Origin of the sequence: Streptomyces sp. NBC_01217 (assembly GCF_035994185.1) — a bacterium.
Lineage (GTDB): Bacteria > Actinomycetota > Actinomycetes > Streptomycetales > Streptomycetaceae > Streptomyces.
Map to the genome: position 1 here is coordinate 4,325,745 of NZ_CP108538.1, position 15,278 is coordinate 4,341,022.

The following is a 15,278-nucleotide window of genomic DNA, read 5'->3' on the forward strand; positions in this document are numbered from 1 at the left end:
ATCCAAGCACCACACCCACCCGAACGCCGAAGGGGCACAGCCACATGTCCAGCATCCGGAACTCCCGCACCCGCCTTATGACCGCCGCCGCGACCGTCGCGCTCGCCGCCCTCTCCCTGACCGCGTGCAACGACGGAACGGGCACGAGGGACGAGGGCGCGTCAGCGGATTCCTCCACAACCGGCTCGCCCTCCGCGACCGCTCCCGCGGCACCGACGTCCGCCTCCGGATCCTCCGGCCGCACCTCCTCCCCTGACGACGCGAAGCCGGCCACCACCACCTCGAAGCCGGCCGCGCATGCCCCCGCCCCGAAGGCACCCGCCTCCTCCGGCAAGGCGGTCACCTGCGAGGGGTCCAACACCAAGACCGTCGCAGCCCCCCTGAACCGCCCGGTCAACCACATGCTCCTCACCGTCACCAACACCGGCAGCAACACCTGCTACCTGTACGGCTACCCGGCCGTCCGCTTCGGAGAGGCCCAGTCGGTGCCGCCGGTCATCGAGGACTCCCAGCCGCAGGCTGTCGTCACACTCAAGCCGGGCGAGTCCGGCTATGCCTCAGTGAATCTGTCCGCCGCCGACGGCAGCGGCTCCCACGGCCGCACGGAGAAGTCCCTGGTCGTCTACTTCCACGGCCGCTCCGGCAATGAGAGCGTCGGTGCGGGCGCCCACCCCTCGCTGCCCGCCAAGGGCCTTTACATCGACGACTCGCTCAAGGTCACGTACTGGCAGCAGTCGATGGACGACGCTGTCAGCTGGTGATCTCCCGACACAGGTCCACCGCCGGGTGCTGCGTCCGGTGGCCCCTTTCTCGGGCGCAGCCTTCCCTGTGTATTCGCCGACACCGACGGAGACGTCACTCATGACATGTGCTCCTGCATTCGTATCGTGCCGGCTCCTACAGGTGGCGGCGCAGGCGTGCGCGCAGCAGGTTGGGGTCGGTGGCCGTGGTGTAGGCGGCGCTGAGCACGTATACGTCATTGCCGCGCAGTGCGACAGAGGTGGGGTTCTGGAGCCCGTCGCCGGCGTCGAGGACAGGAGTGCTGGTGCCATCGGGGTGAATGCGCACGACCGTGTTGGGGGCATTGAGGGCGGCGAGGATGTCGCCGCCGCGGCCGGTGAAGGCGAAATCGTCGATACCGGCCATGCCCGATGCCCTGACCTGCGGCGCTCCCGCACGGTTTGGGGAGCGGATCGGAATGCGCAGGAGGGTGCCCCGGTCGAGGTTGGTCACCCACAGCGCGCCGGCGTGTACCTTCGCGCCGTTGGCTCCGAGGAAGCCGGTCGAGGCGAGTTCGGGGGCGGTGGACCATGCGGTGGGCCTGCCGCCGGTGACGGGGACGGTCCACACGGTACCGAGCACCGAGTCGGTGATGTAGAGCTGTTCGCCGTGCTCATCCAGTGCCAGCCCGTTGGGCAGGCCGCCTGCGGGCAGCGCGGCGATGCGCTGCGGGGCCGCCCCTGGGCGCAGCCGCCACAGTCCCGTCAGATCGGCCGTGCCGGTCGCGTACAGCACGTACACGGTGCCGTCCGGGACATGGACGATGCCGGTGGTCAGGGGGAAGCCGAGGACCGGCGTGTCGACCCCGCCGTCGGCGGGGGCGGGCAGCGTAGCCAGGATGCGAGTCGCGCCCCGGGGAGTGATCCGGGCCACCTGGCGGCCGGCGGCAAAGGTGACGTATGCCGTGCCGTCGGGCAGCAGGGCGATGTTCTCCGGCATCTGGCCGGCGGACAGGTCGAAACGGGTGGTGATCCGCACATCTGTCAGTGGCCCTCCGGTGGAGAGCGCGTTGGCCGGTGCGGCCGTCGTAAGGGCGGCTGCGGCCACCAGAAGGGCCGACATGGTGATCCTGATGCGTCGCTTGGACATGGTTCCTTCACTGTTTTCGGGCATGCGGCAGCCGCGGTGCGGCGCCTTGGTCGGGGCAGCGCCTCGGGCGACGGAGGGGCTCGGGTCAGGTGGTGCGGGATTCGGTGGCGGGGCGCGGCCGGGCCGCGTCCTGCGGTGCGGTGGCGTGGGCGAGCAGGGTCAGGGCTGTGGCCGACGGGGAGCCGGGATCGGCTGTGGCCACCACCAGGGACGGCCCGCTTCCTTGCGGGCTCTGCAGCGTCTGCTGGGTGACTGTCAGTGTCCCGACCGAGGGGTGGCGCATCTCGTACTCGGCGACATCGCAGGCCAGGATCCGGTGATCGGCCCACATCGCGGCGAACTCCGCGCTGCTCATGGCCAGTTCGCCGATCAGCCCGGCCAGCAGTGGATCGTCCGGGTATCGGCCGGCCGTCAGGCGCAGATTGCCGACCACGGCCCTCGCCTTGGCGGGCCAGTCGGCGTACAGGTCGCGGGTGTGCGCGTCGAGGAACACCAGCCTGGCCATGTTCGGCCGTCGGCCCGGGACGTTGGGGCTGCCCGGATCGAGATGGCCGGCGAACAGCCCGTGCCCCTGACGGTTCCAGGCCAGGACATCGCTGCGGCGACCGACGACGATGGCGGGTGTGCCCTCGATGGCTGCCAGCAGAGCGCCGGTTGCCGGGGTGATGCGTTCGGCGCGCGGCCGGCCCGCGGGCCTGGCCCGTCCGGGGGCACGGGCCAGGGCGTGCAGATGGGCGCGCTCGGACTCGTCCAACCGCAGGGCGCTCGCTATGGAGTCGAGCACCTCGCGCGAGGCGTTGCGTGACTGGCCCTGCTCCAGGCGTGTGTAGTAGGGCGCGCTGATGCCTGCGAGCATCGCGAGCTCCTCCCGCCGCAGCCCGGGCACCCGGCGCCGCTCGCCGTAGGTCCGCAGCCCCACGTCTTCGGGCCGCAGTTGGCCCCGGCGTGCCTGGAGGAAGTCGGCGAGGTGCCCGTGCTTGTTCATGGTGGCGAGTATGCGCACCGCCGACGATCCGTGCCTCACCCCGCTGGGGTAGGGATCCACGGGGTCCGGCTCGTGCTCCATGAGCGCCGCCCCCGACCCATGGCGCCCCCCGGACCCCTCGCGGCGCGCCGACATGAAGTTGTCCTGTACCGGACAATATGTCGATACCTAAACCCATTTATCAGGTGCCCCGCCACCGGCGTTGGTTTTTCCGTGAGCGCGGTCCGGTGAATTCGGGGGAATTGATGAGAGCCGCTGCCACGCGTACTTCGGGATGCGCCAGCGGAGTGCGTCAGCAGATCCGCCGCGCCGTCCTTCTCGGCCGAAATCCCCCCGTTCGCCGCGCAGGACAGCCGGTTCCTCCCCTCATGCCGTACGGGAAGAGCTCACGCGAGGACGCCGTCCGCTTCCCTTCCCGGTACGCCATGACGCAGATGCCCCGGGCGTGCGGAGGCGACCCCCGGAGCATCCAGATCCGTATGTACGTGAGGAAGTTGCCGTCCTGGTCAAAGCGCGACGACCCGAGCGCGAAGGACGAGATCAGCGTGCAGGACTTCGACTGGCGGAAGGCAGGTGACCTGCGATGAGCAACACCGCTCCCATGCTGGACTCTTGAGCGCGCCGGCCGTCACCTTCGGCGTGGGCGGCCGCCCGGTGCTCGTCCTGCACCGCCTGTCTCGTCATCCCGATGCTCGTTCTGACCCGCTGCTACGACCGCTTCTCTCCCCTCGGGACTCGCGGGGCGCTGGATCCGCCGGATACCCGAAGGTCCCAGAACGCTGCGGGCCCCGCTGCACAACCTCGGCGTGCTCGCCATCGCCGCGGCCGTGACGGCCGGAAGAGGACGTCGGCAGAGCAGCCGCCCCGGGCGCGATGGAAAATGCCAGCTGATCGTCAGGCGGGTTCACCGAGACCGGATTTCGGATCGGACCCACGGCAATGAGTGAACGGTGGAGTCAACTGTGGCAATGGTCGGGCTGTTCTGGGTCTCCGAGGATGCGGTCCATCTCGGTGCGCCGCCTGGCGAATCGACCCCCGGTGTCCGCGTGACCGACGCGGGCCTCGAAGCGGTCGGACCGCAGTCCGGCACCTGGAAGTGGGCCGACCTCGGCTCGGTGACCGTCGTCGGTGCGCGGGCCAAGGCGACTCCCGGCCGGCAGCTGTCGATAGCACTGGACGTGGCGCTCGGAGCCATGGGAGTGGGCGGGCCGGAGGGTCCTGCCGAGATGACCGTGCGCGTCCAAGCAGCAGACGGGGAGACCGAGTTGCTCATACACTCGGCCGCCGCCGGTGCGTACACCCCTCGTGAGGTGGAGCTGTCCCATCAGGTGCTGGACCGCCTCGTCGACGGGACTCCCGGCCTGGCCGCCCTCAGCGCCTGGGGGCGGGCGCACGGTGGGAAGAAGAGTCCGCGCCCTGCCGAACGCGAGGCCCTTCTCCAGCAGTGGGCGCAGCCCTGATGGCTCGCTTGTCACTGCGGCCCGTGCCCGTCTGCGTGCTCAGCAGCTCGGCTCCGCCACTGGCCCGGCACGGGCACGATCCGGCAGCCTTCGTCGAGATCGGGTCCCTGACCAAGGTGCTCACCGGCACCGTACTGATGCGGATGGTCCGGGCGGGTCTGCTCGGCCTCGACGACGCGGTGGAGCAACGGCTCCCGGCGCCGCCCGGATCGGGCATCACGCTGCGGATGCTGGCGGACCATACCTCTGGCCTGCCGCGGCTGCCACCGGGCCTGAGCGGCCGCGATCCCTACGCGGCCTTCGACCAGGACGCGCTGCGGGCCGTCCTGGGCCGGCTCGGGGAGATCGCCGTACGACGACCGGGGCAGGAGGCCGAGTACTCCAACCTCGGTTACGCCGTGCTCGGTGCGGCCCTCGTGTCCGCGGCCGGGCAGCCGTACGAGGAACTGGTCCGTGAGTACGTGCTCACGCCGATGGAGGTGGACGAGGTCACCGCGCAGCCGCCCGCCGGTCGGCTGCTGGGCGCGCGGAGCCTGTTCGGTGGGGAACGCGACCGGTGGACCATGAACGGGCCGATCCTGCCCGCGGGCGGGCTCTGGGCCACGCCCCGCGCGCTGGCCACCGTGATCACCGGACTGCTGCTCGATCGCGTACTGGGTGAACCGGCGCCGTCCTGGCAGTCGGCGGGGCCGCTGCTCTGGCACAACGGCGCGACCCGCGATGCCTCGGCCTTCACCGGAGTGCTCGCGCAGACGGGGAACTGGGTGCTCGTGCACCGGCTCGGCGGATCGCCCGGCCGCACCGACAAGATCGGCCTAGGTGTGCTCGCCGCCGGTAACACGGCGGGACAGGACGCGGGCGAACCCGCATGAGCGGCATCGACGTCGCGGTCGTCGGCACCGGCCCCAACGGACTCGCCGCCGGCGTCACCCTGGCGCGCGGGTCTGGGGGGAACTGTACGAACGCGCCGACGAGATCGGCGGCGGGCTGCGCAGCAAGGCACTCTTCGACGAGGACATCACGCACGACATCTGCGCCGCCGAGCAGCGCCTCGAAGTGGGCGATCACGCGTACGGCGGTGGCGGCATCCGCGTCCAGCGCGGACAGCCGCAGCAGCAGCCCCTTCTCGGCAGGCAGTCCAGGAGGCAGGCACATGACCAACAGATCCGTGCCGTACGCCGCTCCGACGCGGCTGGCCGACCCGTCCGTCCTGGACGCGGAGCTGATGGCCACCGTCGCGGCCGCGACCCGCCGCAACGGCACCACGCGCTAGGCAGCCGTGCCCCGGGGCAGGGCCGGGGTCCACGGAGTCCGGCGCTTCGCCGGATACGGATGGTTGCGTCGGTCGCCGGTGACATCGGTCACAGCACATTTTCGCGTTCAGGGCGCCGGTTAGTAGATGCCACCTCGGCGATATAGCGAGTTTGTCCCAATTGGGGCATGTATGAGAGCGAGAAGCCCCGCCGCGTTCGCGCCACTCCCCACTGCTGCCCGTTCCTCGGCCGAGCAGAGACTCCTGACGGTGCGGCAGTGGCTCGCCGGGGCGCGACGTCCCCCGCCTGCACGGCCGCGGGCGCGTTTCAAGCCCCTTCCCTCTCTACGAGCCCGGGTAGTACGTGCGCCTGTTGCCCCGCTCCGAGGGCCGTTCCAAGAATGGCGACCGCAAGGCGCCGCCGAGCCCGGGCGCGGGAACTGCGCAATATCGAGCGAGGTCACACACATGAGCAAGCACCGCAAGAAAACGCCCCGCCGGCGGATCATCATCGCCGCCGTTGCCGTGGCGGCCGTGGGTGTGCCCTCTGTCGCCATGGCCTGCTTCAACCCGCACGAGAAGCCGGCCGCGGAGGCCTCGCGGACCCACGCCGCACAGCGCACCACGCACTGGGGCATAGCAGACCTCATCACCCCCGCGAGCACCCCGAAGCCGACCGCGACCAAGACCGCACCGCGCCCCTCCGCCACCACGAAGGCGCCGAGGCCGACAGCGACCAGGACCGCACCCCGGCCCACCGCGGCCACGAGCTCGCCGAAGCCCACCGCGACCACGAGCGCACCCCGGCCCACCGCGACCGCCGAAACCCCGCAGCCCACAGCGACCACCAGCACCCCGCGTCCCACCGCGTCCGCGAGCGCATCGGCGACCACCGCTCCGGTGTCCGATGCCGTCGCCCGCATACTGACGCTCGTCAACAACGAGCGCAGCAACGCCGGTTGCTCGCCGCTGACCCTCAACGCCAAGCTGACGAAGGCCGCCCAGGCCCACAGCGAGGACATGGCGGCCCACCAGAACATGTCCCACACGGGCTCCGACGGCTCGGACCCCAGTGACCGGATCACGAGCGCCGGTTACGACTGGAGCGCGTACGGCGAGAACGTCGCCTACGGCTACAGCACCCCCGAGAGCGTCATGGCGGGCTGGATGGAGAGCCCCGGCCACAAGCGCAACATCCTCGACTGCTCGTTCAAGGAGATCGGCGTGGGCCTCGCCCAGCCCGGCAGCTACTGGACGCAGGACTTCGCAACGGCACGGTAGACAACCCGCCCGGTCACACCGGGCGCAGTTGGTCCGGGCGCGAGTGGGGTAGGACAGCGACAAGGCTCCCGGCCGGGGTATCGGCTCCCGGCCGGCCGCCGTCCTGCCGGAAGCCTCACCTCACGCCCTGCCCCAGGAGCCCGTGAATGCGCGTCAGCATGGCGACCAGCGCCGGCAGGGCCGGCCGGCCGAACGAGGACTTCGTCGGTGCCGTTCCCGGCGCCGCTGTGCTGCTGGACGGCGCCGGCATCCCGGGAACCGAGTCGATCTGCTCCCACGGTGTCGCCTGGTACACGCACCGCCTCGGCGGCGCGCTGCTCGGCCGTCTGTCGCGCGACGACGGGCAGGACCTCGCGACGATCCTCGCCGCGGTGATCGGCGAGACAGCCGATGATCACCGCGGCACCTGCGACATCACGAACCCCAGCAGCCCGCAGGCGACCGTGGCGATCGTCCGCGCCCACCGGGGCCGCCTGGACCACCTCCTGCTCGCGGACTCCTTCCTCGTCCTCGACCGGGTCCACGACGGCCCGCAGGTCATCACCGACGAGCGCGAGGTGGCCGCCAGGCGCATCTGCTCAGTGCCTTTGGAAGGCGTTCCCGAGGGGACGCCGGAGTACGACCGGATCCGGGACTCCTGCGTCAAGGCGCTGCGGGCTCGCCGCAACCAGCCGGGCGGCTACTGGATCGCCAAGGATGATCCGCGCGCGGCGCAGGAAGCGGTCACCGGCAGCCGGCCCCTTGATGACCTGGACGGCGTCGCGCTGCTCAGCAATGGCGCCGGCCGCATCGTCAGCCCGTACGGCCTGACCGACTGGCCCGGCGTACTGGAACTGCTCGCCGCCAACGGGCCGGCCGATGTCATCCGCCGCGTCAGGCAGGCCGAAGCCCGCACCGCCGAAGGCCCCGATGCCCGGGTCCCCGACGACGCCACGGTGGCGCACTGCACCGATCTGCCGGGCTGATGCCCTGTCCGCGCCAGGAACGCGTCAAGGCATCCGGCCCGTAGCGCCGGGCGGGGCGGACCGGACGCACGCTGGAGTGGCCGGCCGGAGCGGCCGGCGCCGGAGAGACTGTGGACCACAGCGAGGTGGATCATGGAATTCCCGCTTCGTGACCGCATCGCAATGGCCGCCGCGCTGACTGGCCCCCTCCTGGTCGCGCTGGTGCTGACGCCCTTCCGTACGAGCGTGTCGGGCGCCGATCCGGCCCTGGTCCTGGTCGTCGTCGTGGTGGCGGTCTCGGCCACCGGGAACCGCTGGGCCGGGGCCGTCGCGGCACTGTCGTCCGCCGCCTGGTTCGACTTCTTCCTCACCCCTCCGTACCAGCGGTTCACCATCGCGGGCGCCGCCGACGTCGAGACGGCGGTGCTGCTCCTGGCCGTGGGCCTCGTGGTGTCGCAGCTGGCCGCCCGCGCCCGTCGCCTGCGGGTGATCACCGTGACGGACGCGGACCACCTCGTCCGGATCCACGACACCGCGCTGCTCGTCCAGTCCGCCACCTCCCCCGACCTGGTGGTCGAGCAGGTACGCCGCCAGCTCATGGACGTGCTGCGGTTGCAGGGCTGCCGTTTCGAGTACGGGAGCCTGCTGGGGCAGCCGCCGAGGCTGGAACAGGACGGCGGTGTCGTCGTGGGGCACCGGCGCAGGGATGTCGACCGCGACGGCTGGCCGGAGGGCGAGATCGAGCTCCGCGCCTCGGCGAGCGGCCACTACTCCGGCCGGTTCATGCTCCGGCCCCTGCCGGGAACCGTCCCGTCGTTGCAGGCGCGGCTCGTGGCGGTGACCCTCGCCGATCACGCCGGTGCGGCGCTCGACACGGCGGGTCCGGTGCTGGACCGCTGATGACGACAGGCCCACCCCATGTCCAGCGCGCGGACGGGCGGTCGGCTGGCTAGCGTGAAAACCCGGACGGCGAGAGACCGGACGATCCACTGAGCGCGCGAGCACGAAGGAGTCGACGTCATGGCTGTACAACCGGAGGGCACGCCGTGCTGGGCCGACGCGATGTTCCCCGATCTCGACGGGGCGAAGAGCTTCTACGGTGACGTGCTGGGCTGGACGTACAGCGAGTCCTCGTCCGAGTTCGGCGACTACACGCAGGCGTACGCCGACGGCAAGGCGGTCGCCGCCGTCGTGCCCCCGATGCCCGGCCAGGAGGGGCAGTCGGCCTGGTGTCTCTACCTCGCCTCGCCGGACGCCGCCGCCACCGCGGCCAGGATCCGCGCCAACGGCGGCGAGACGCTGATGGACCCCATGGAGGTCGGCGAGTTCGGCACGATGCTGCTGGCCCGCGACCCCGCAGGCGTCACCTTCGGCGTCTGGCAGGCGGGCAGCCACGAGGGCTTCGAGGCCCAGGGCGTGCCCGGCGCGTTCTGCTGGGCCGAGGTCTTCACCCGGGAGCCCGAGAAGTCGGATGCGTTCTTCTCCGCCGTCTTCCCGTACAGCATGGTGAAGATGGCGGACGACCACGTCGACTTCAGGATGTTCAACGTCGGCGACCGGACGGTCATGGGCCGGATGAAGATGGGCGACGAATTCCCGCCCGAGGTCCCGCCGTACATGAACGTGTACTTCACCGTCCCGGACTGCGACGCGGCTGTCGCGAAGGCGACCGAGCGCGGCGCGACCCTGCACTTCGGCCCGATGACCATGCCGTTCGGCCGCTTCGCGGCGCTGAGCGACCCGCAGGGCGCGGCGTTCTCCGTGATCGACGTCAACACGACCGAGGGCGAGGTGCCCAAGACGTCTCCGGTGTCCTGAGCGGCCCCCTCATGTCCCCAGCCGCTCCAGCAGGGCGGGGAGATCGGCGAAGGAGTCGATCACATGGTCCGGGGTTCCGTCGGCAGCGCGGTGCGTGCCAGGGAGGTACTTGCCGGTCCTGACGAGTACGCCGGTGAGCCCGGCGCGCTGGGCCGCCAGTACGTCGGTCTCGATGTCGTCGCCCACCATCAGGGCGCTGGACGGGGTGGCGCCGAGGTGCGACAGGGCGGCGGCGAAGAACGACCCGGCGGGTTTGCCGGTGATCTCCGCCTCGACGCGGGCCGCCCGCTCCAGTCCCAGGAGGAAGGCGCCCGTGTCGAGGTCGAGCCCGGTGGCCGTGCGCCAGTACATGTTCCGGTGCATGGCGACGAGCCGGGCCCCCCGCTGCACATGGCGGAAAGCGCGGTTGAGCGCCGCATAGCCGAAGGCCTCCCCGGCCCCGCCGAGAACGACGACATCCGGCGCCTCCTCGACGAGTGTCACACCCGTCAGATCCTCCCGGATGTCGCCCGTGCTGATCAGCAGGCAGCGGGCGCCTGGGTGGTGTTCTCGCAGGTGGGCGGCGGTGACGGCGGGGGCGGTGAGGATGTCGTCGGCGGAGACGGGGAAGCCCTCCGCGGCCAGCCTCCCGGCGATCGAGGCGCGGGTGCGGGAGGTCGTGTTGGTGACCAGCACCAGCGGGAGACCCGCCTCGCGCAGCCGCTCCATGGCCGCCACGGTGCCGGGCAGCGGCTTCCAGGACACCGTGAGCACACCGTCGATGTCGATCAGTACCGCTCCGATTCGCTCCATGTCACCGACCCTGCCCGAGTTGCGGAGCCGCCGCACATGGGGTTGTTTCGAGGTAGGGAATCAAGGAGTGAACCACTGTGCTGTTCGCCGACCGAGTGGACGCGGGACAGCAGCTGGCCGAGGCGCTCCGTCATCTGGAGCGGGAGAATCCGGTCGTGCTGGGGCTGCCCCGCGGCGGAGTCCCCGTGGCCTTCCAGGTGGCGCAGATGCTCGGCGCCGAACTCGATGTGATCGTGGTCCGCAAGCTCGGCGTGCCCCACCACGAGGAGGTGGCGTTCGGCGCCGTCGGCGAGGACGGGGTGCGGGTCATCAACGAGGACGTCATCAGCCACCTGCGCGCCGGCAAGGAGGACCTCGCGGCGGTCGAGCGGGTCGAGACGGCGGAGCTCGTACGCCGGGCGCAGACGTACCGCGCGGGCAGGCCGCGCACGCCGCTGGAAGGCCGGACCGTCATCGTCGTGGACGACGGCGTCGCGACCGGCGCCACGGCCGAGGCCGCCTGCCAGGTGGTACGGGCCCAGCGGCCGGCCCGTCTGCTGGCGGCCGTACCGGTGGCGCCGCCGGACGCGGTCGCCCGGCTGCGGCACTACGCGGACGAGGTGGTGTGCCTGTCCACGCCGCGCCTGTTCTACGCCGTCGGCGAGTGGTACCGGGACTTCGCGCAGACCTCCGACGAGGAGGTTCTCTCCCTGCTGACGCAGGCCAGGTACAGCGGGCATGTGACACCCGGCAGCGATTGAGCGGCGACAGCCGATGACCTGTTTCAGGCCCCGGCGGTGGTCGCGTTCCCGCTGCCCGGCCCGTCCACCGGCCGTGCTTCGTCCCGCCGCCAGGTCGCCGAGACCGTGAAGTTCGCCTCCGTGGCCGCCTTCGCGACGACCACCCCCGCCTCGGCCGTGATCTTGATGCCGAACTGGACGTTCACCTCGTCCGGCGGGCTCGCCGCGTCCCGCAGCTGGCCCACCACCGCGTCGACCGCGGGCCGGATGCGCGCGAGGGCGTCCTGCAGGGTGTCCGCCGTGGACCTCAGGGCGTCGCCGTTCCGGCTGACCCGCTCGATCACGGGTGCGTCGTCCGGCACCTCCACGGACACGGTGCCGCCACCGTCCAGCAGCACCTCGACCACCTCGGCCATGTCCAGCCCCCTGTTCCCCGTACCCCATGAGTCTCAACAGCCCGTTGAGCAAGGCCTGTTGTGCCATGCTTATCAGAACCGGGCGGGGAACGGGGTGACGGGCGTCTTGGCTACGGACGTCGGCCGTGCGCGGAGCGGCCGCAGCGCGAGTCCGCTGGGCGCCGCGGTCGCCCGGGTGCGGGGCCCCGACGGGCGGCCCGTCGGCGGTGCGTTCCTGGCCGCGCCCGGACACCTGCTGACCTGCGCCCATGTCGTCAATACGGCGCTCGGCGAGGCGGCCGGGAGCAGCGCACGGCCCACCGGGCCCGTGACCGTCGACTTCCCCCTCCTCGCGCCCGGCACCGGGCTGAGGGCCGAGATCGTGCACTGGGTGCCGCCCGGCACCGAGGCGCCCGAGGACCTCGCCGGGCTCCGGCTGACCGATCCCGCCCCGGTCGCGGCCACCCCCGCGGCGCTCGTCGCCCATGGGGACACCTTCGATCTCCGCGGTGTCGTGCTGGGCTTTCCGGCGCTCTCGGACAGCGGGGTGTGGAGCATCGGCCGGCTGCGGGGCCGGCAGGCGCACGGCTGGGTCCAGATCGATGTGGACGGGACCAGCCAGTTCGACATCCGCAAGGGCTTCTCCGGCGTGCCCGTCTGGGACGCCGAACGCACCGCCGCCGTCGGCATGATCATCACCGCCTGGCGCGGATCGGGCATCCGCAGCGCGTACATGGTGCCCGCCGCCGAGCTGTTCGCCGCCTGGCCGCAGCTGCGCGCCATGGCCCAGCCACCGTCCCCGTTCCCCGGGCTGCGGTCCTTCACGGAGGCGGAGTCGGGGGTCTTCTTCGGGCGGGACGGGCTCGCCGCCCGGATCGCCGGAATGAGCCGCACCGCGGTGCTCGGCCCCTCGGGTGTGGGCAAGTCCTCCCTCGTACGGGCGGGAGTACTGCCCCGGTTACGGGAGGACCCCGCAAACCTCATCGTGTCCATGCGCCCCTCCGAGGCCCGTACGCCCCTGCGCTCCCTCGCTCTGGCGCTGGACCGGTCCGTCGCTGCCGAGCGGGAGCCGGCCGACCGGCTGGACCGGGTGTCCGCGCTGACGGACCGGATCGTCCGGGAGGGCTTGCGGGAGGCCGTCGCCGCCGTACTGGAGACACACCGGGCGGACCGGCTGCTGCTGTTCGTCGACCAGTTGGAGGAGATCTTCGCCCAGTCCGACGACCGGGCGGACGCCTTCGGCACCGCGCTCGCCGAGGCCGCCGCACCGCACTCCCGGCTACGGCTGCTGAGCGCGGTGCGCGCCGACTTCCTCGGCAGTGCGCTGAACCGGCCGAGGCTGCGCTTCCTGGTCGACGACCACCGGCTGGTGACGGTCGGCGAACTCGACGACCCCGAACTGCGCAGGGCCATCACCGGGCCGGTCGAGGAGATCCGCTCGGTGGCGTACGAGGAGGGTCTGGTCGGCCGCATCATGGACGAGGTCGGGTACGCCCCCGGCCGGCTTCCGCTCGTCCAGTTCACCCTGGCCCAGCTGTGGGAGCGGCAGGAGAACGGGCTGCTCACCCATCGCGCGTACACCGAGGCGGGCGGTGTCCAGCACGCCCTGGCCCGCCACGCCGAGCAGGTGTGGAGCGGGCTCGACGGCCCCGGACGCACCGCGGCCACCCGCCTGTTGACGCAGCTGGTGCATCCCCTGCCCGACCGGGTCTCGTTCACCCGGCGCTCCGCGGCCCGCGCGGACTTCGACGACGACGCCTGGGCGCTTGCGGGTCGGCTGGCCACCGAACGGGTCGTCGTCATACGCGAGTTGGAGGACGCACCACGCCCCGGGACGGCCTTGCCGGAATCGCGCACCGGCACGGGCGGTGCGCGGCTCGGTGTGGAGCTGGCCCATGAGTCGCTGATCACCCGCTGGGACCGGCTCGGCGAACTCGCCTGCCAGTACCGCGACTTCCGCATCTGGCAGGACGCCCTGCGCGGACGCATCGACGCCTGGTACACGCAGGGCCGCCCCGGACACCGGCTGCTCCCGCTCTCCGAACTGCGCGAGGCACGGCGCCAGATGCTCGCCCACCCCGACGACATCGGCACCGACGAGCGCGCCTATCTGGTCCTGAGCCGACGCCGATGGCGCCGTATCGGCCTGCAGTCCGTCGCGGTGGTCGGCGCGCTGGCCCTGCTGGGCGGGCTCCAGTGGAGCAAGCAGCAGGACACGATCAGTGGGACCGCCGCCCACTCCCTGGCCGTGGCGTCCAAGGAGCTGGATGTGCGCGACGTCTACGGCTCCGCCCAGCTCGCCCTGCGCGCCTATCGCACCGACTCGACCGAGGAGACCCGCGGCGCGGTGCGCAACGCGGAGACCCAGCTCCAGTCGGTCGACCTGGTGGTGCCCGACGGCGACACGACGCGCACCGAGAACGAGGTGATGAACGCCGAGAACACGGTGACCGACGTGCCCAGCCGGCTGAGCGCGGACGGACGGACCATGGTCACCACCGCCCCCGACATGAAGCCCGCGCTGTGGCGGATCGGGGCGGACGGCACCGGCGTCGAGCGGGTGAGGCTCACCGGCGGTGATCCGCTGATGCTCGGCGGGCGGCCGGTCCTCGACACGGGCGGCCGCCATGCCGCCTTCATCCACAGCGTCGGCCCGGCCATCGGCCCGGATCTCCCCAAGAACGCGTGCAGCACGCCGGGTTCGGTCACGTCCGTGCCGACGAAGCCCGAGTTCACCACCTGTCTGACGGTGTACGACGCGGTCTCCGGGCGGGCCGCGACCGTCGTCCCGGTGTCCGGCATCGCGCGGACGGCCGAGGTGTCGGCGATGAGCTTCGACCCGTCCGGCGATGTGCTCGCACTGGTCATCAGTACGGGCGAGAACCGCTGGTCGGTGCAGCGCCGCGAGACGGCGGGCGGCCGGCTCATCAGTGAGCGCCCGCTTGCGGTCCGGGGTACCGGGATCACCGGTTTCTGGCTGTCCCCGGGCGGCCATGCGGCGACCGTGCTGACCAGGGCGCCCGGCACACACCGCTACACCCGCCACGTCCTCACCCGCGTCGACCTCGACCGGCCCGGCGGATCGCCCCGCGTCCTCGCACCGCTCGCCGTGGACGCGAGCGTCGGCGCCTCGGCCGACGGCACCCGCATCGTCGCCGCACTCGCGCCCTCGGGCGACAAGGACGGCACCGAGTACCGCGTCTGGGACCTGCACACGGGCCGGCAGGTCGCCCGGCTCACCGGCTTCCCGTCCTCGCTGGGCGCCGCGCACCTCTCCCTCGACCCGACCGGCCGCCAGGTGTACGCGACCTTCCCGGACTACGACCTCTTCAAGCCGCCCACCTCCGTACCCACCGATCTCCAGGGCCAGGTGGAGCAGCGGGTGGACATCGTCGAGGCGATCCTGAAGGCGGCGACGGTACGGGTGTGGACCTGGCGCATCGGCGAGAACCGCCTCCACCGGACCGCCATGCGCCTGACTCCCGGCTGGCTGGCCCTCCGCCCGCTCGGCACCGGGGCCGACGCCCCGCTGGCCCTGTTCGGCATCGGCGTCATCGGCATCGTGCACGCCAGGGACGGCGTCTCCCCGCAGGAACGGCTCGGGCGGCCGCTCCGCCGGACGAGAGACCTCGACACGGACGAAAGCGCCGCGCACCTGTGCGCGGCGCTCACCACACGGACCGAGTCCGACACCGTACGCGGGGCGACCCCGGCGGGCGCGGCGAGGAACCTCTGCGGCTGAGCGGGGCCGGGGCAGCCCCCG

13 protein-coding genes and 1 pseudogene are annotated in these 15,278 nt (G+C 72.0%); 10 read left to right on the forward strand and 4 right to left on the reverse strand.

The features are described 5' to 3' along the window. The first annotated feature begins 44 nt into the window (after nucleotides 1–44). A complete protein-coding gene (locus OG507_RS18955) occupies nucleotides 45–761 on the forward strand; it encodes a DUF4232 domain-containing protein (protein WP_327368372.1) in 717 nt (238 codons plus the stop codon). 136 nt (nucleotides 762–897) lie between these two features. Here OG507_RS18955 and OG507_RS18960 read toward each other — a convergent pair whose 3' ends face one another. Both OG507_RS18960 and OG507_RS18965 read right to left on the reverse strand, forming a co-directional pair. Then, the gene (locus OG507_RS18960; RefSeq protein WP_327368373.1) at nucleotides 898–1,869 is read right to left on the reverse strand and encodes a hypothetical protein; all 972 of its coding nucleotides are present in this window, start codon (nucleotides 1,867–1,869) and stop codon (nucleotides 898–900) included. A gap of 85 nt (nucleotides 1,870–1,954) precedes the next feature. Beyond that, nucleotides 1,955–2,854 carry a helix-turn-helix domain-containing protein gene (locus OG507_RS18965; RefSeq protein ID WP_327368374.1) on the reverse strand — a complete coding sequence of 300 codons (900 nt, stop codon included), beginning with the start codon at nucleotides 2,852–2,854 and terminating at the stop codon, nucleotides 1,955–1,957. A 425-nt stretch (nucleotides 2,855–3,279) separates the two neighbouring features. On the opposite strand from OG507_RS18965, the gene OG507_RS18970 reads away from it, so the two are divergent. From OG507_RS18970 to OG507_RS19000, 7 genes are all read left to right on the forward strand, one after another. Beyond that, on the forward strand, nucleotides 3,280–3,441 hold the full coding sequence (locus OG507_RS18970) for a hypothetical protein (RefSeq protein ID WP_327368375.1): 162 nt from the start codon (nucleotides 3,280–3,282) through the stop codon (nucleotides 3,439–3,441). A gap of 363 nt (nucleotides 3,442–3,804) precedes the next feature. Further along, nucleotides 3,805–4,314, forward strand: coding sequence for a hypothetical protein (locus OG507_RS18975; protein ID WP_327368376.1), 510 nt, complete (start codon nucleotides 3,805–3,807; stop codon nucleotides 4,312–4,314). Nucleotides 4,315–4,322: 8 nt separating this feature from the next. Beyond that, complete coding sequence (locus OG507_RS18980) at nucleotides 4,323–5,186, forward strand: serine hydrolase domain-containing protein (RefSeq protein ID WP_327368377.1); 864 nt, start codon at nucleotides 4,323–4,325, stop codon at nucleotides 5,184–5,186. 848 nt (nucleotides 5,187–6,034) lie between these two features. Beyond that, entirely contained in the window at nucleotides 6,035–6,847 is an 813-nt protein-coding gene (locus OG507_RS18985) for a CAP domain-containing protein (protein WP_327368378.1), read from the forward strand. A gap of 146 nt (nucleotides 6,848–6,993) precedes the next feature. Continuing rightward, nucleotides 6,994–7,812: an integrase gene (locus tag OG507_RS18990; RefSeq protein WP_327368379.1), complete on the forward strand. Its 819-nt coding sequence runs from the start codon at nucleotides 6,994–6,996 to the stop codon at nucleotides 7,810–7,812. Nucleotides 7,813–7,944: 132 nt separating this feature from the next. Then, nucleotides 7,945–8,691 carry a DUF4118 domain-containing protein gene (locus OG507_RS18995; RefSeq protein ID WP_327368380.1) on the forward strand — a complete coding sequence of 249 codons (747 nt, stop codon included), beginning with the start codon at nucleotides 7,945–7,947 and terminating at the stop codon, nucleotides 8,689–8,691. Nucleotides 8,692–8,811: 120 nt separating this feature from the next. Then, entirely contained in the window at nucleotides 8,812–9,609 is a 798-nt protein-coding gene (locus OG507_RS19000) for a VOC family protein (protein ID WP_327368381.1), read from the forward strand. 9 nt (nucleotides 9,610–9,618) lie between these two features. Here OG507_RS19000 and OG507_RS19005 read toward each other — a convergent pair whose 3' ends face one another. Further along, nucleotides 9,619–10,401, reverse strand: a complete 783-nt coding sequence (locus OG507_RS19005) for an HAD-IIA family hydrolase (protein ID WP_327368382.1) — start codon at nucleotides 10,399–10,401, stop codon at nucleotides 9,619–9,621. Nucleotides 10,402–10,478: 77 nt separating this feature from the next. Between OG507_RS19005 and OG507_RS19010 the strand changes: the two are divergent. After that, a pseudogene (locus OG507_RS19010) lies at nucleotides 10,479–11,105 on the forward strand (phosphoribosyltransferase); the annotation flags it as partial. Between the two features lie 59 nt (nucleotides 11,106–11,164). Here OG507_RS19010 and OG507_RS19015 read toward each other — a convergent pair. Next, nucleotides 11,165–11,536: a CU044_2847 family protein gene (locus OG507_RS19015; protein ID WP_327368383.1), complete on the reverse strand. Its 372-nt coding sequence runs from the start codon at nucleotides 11,534–11,536 to the stop codon at nucleotides 11,165–11,167. A 106-nt stretch (nucleotides 11,537–11,642) separates the two neighbouring features. Here OG507_RS19015 and OG507_RS19020 point away from each other — a divergent pair, with 106 nt between their 5' ends. Then, nucleotides 11,643–15,257 (forward strand): nSTAND1 domain-containing NTPase, encoded by a 3,615-nt coding sequence (locus OG507_RS19020; RefSeq protein WP_327368384.1) that lies wholly within the window; start codon nucleotides 11,643–11,645, stop codon nucleotides 15,255–15,257. The last annotated feature ends 21 nt before the right edge of the window (nucleotides 15,258–15,278 follow it).

Coding starts and splice junctions, on each gene's coding strand:
- OG507_RS18955 (WP_327368372.1), top strand. CDS start 45: ATGTCCAGCATCCGGAACTCCCGCACCCGCCTTATGACCGCCGCCGCG.
- OG507_RS18960 (WP_327368373.1), bottom strand. CDS start 1,869: ATGTCCAAGCGACGCATCAGGATCACCATGTCGGCCCTTCTGGTGGCC.
- OG507_RS18965 (WP_327368374.1), bottom strand. CDS start 2,854: ATGAACAAGCACGGGCACCTCGCCGACTTCCTCCAGGCACGCCGGGGC.
- OG507_RS18970 (WP_327368375.1), top strand. CDS start 3,280: ATGACGCAGATGCCCCGGGCGTGCGGAGGCGACCCCCGGAGCATCCAG.
- OG507_RS18985 (WP_327368378.1), top strand. CDS start 6,035: ATGAGCAAGCACCGCAAGAAAACGCCCCGCCGGCGGATCATCATCGCC.
- OG507_RS18990 (WP_327368379.1), top strand. CDS start 6,994: ATGCGCGTCAGCATGGCGACCAGCGCCGGCAGGGCCGGCCGGCCGAAC.
- OG507_RS18995 (WP_327368380.1), top strand. CDS start 7,945: ATGGAATTCCCGCTTCGTGACCGCATCGCAATGGCCGCCGCGCTGACT.
- OG507_RS19000 (WP_327368381.1), top strand. CDS start 8,812: ATGGCTGTACAACCGGAGGGCACGCCGTGCTGGGCCGACGCGATGTTC.
- OG507_RS19005 (WP_327368382.1), bottom strand. CDS start 10,401: ATGGAGCGAATCGGAGCGGTACTGATCGACATCGACGGTGTGCTCACG.
- OG507_RS19015 (WP_327368383.1), bottom strand. CDS start 11,536: ATGGCCGAGGTGGTCGAGGTGCTGCTGGACGGTGGCGGCACCGTGTCC.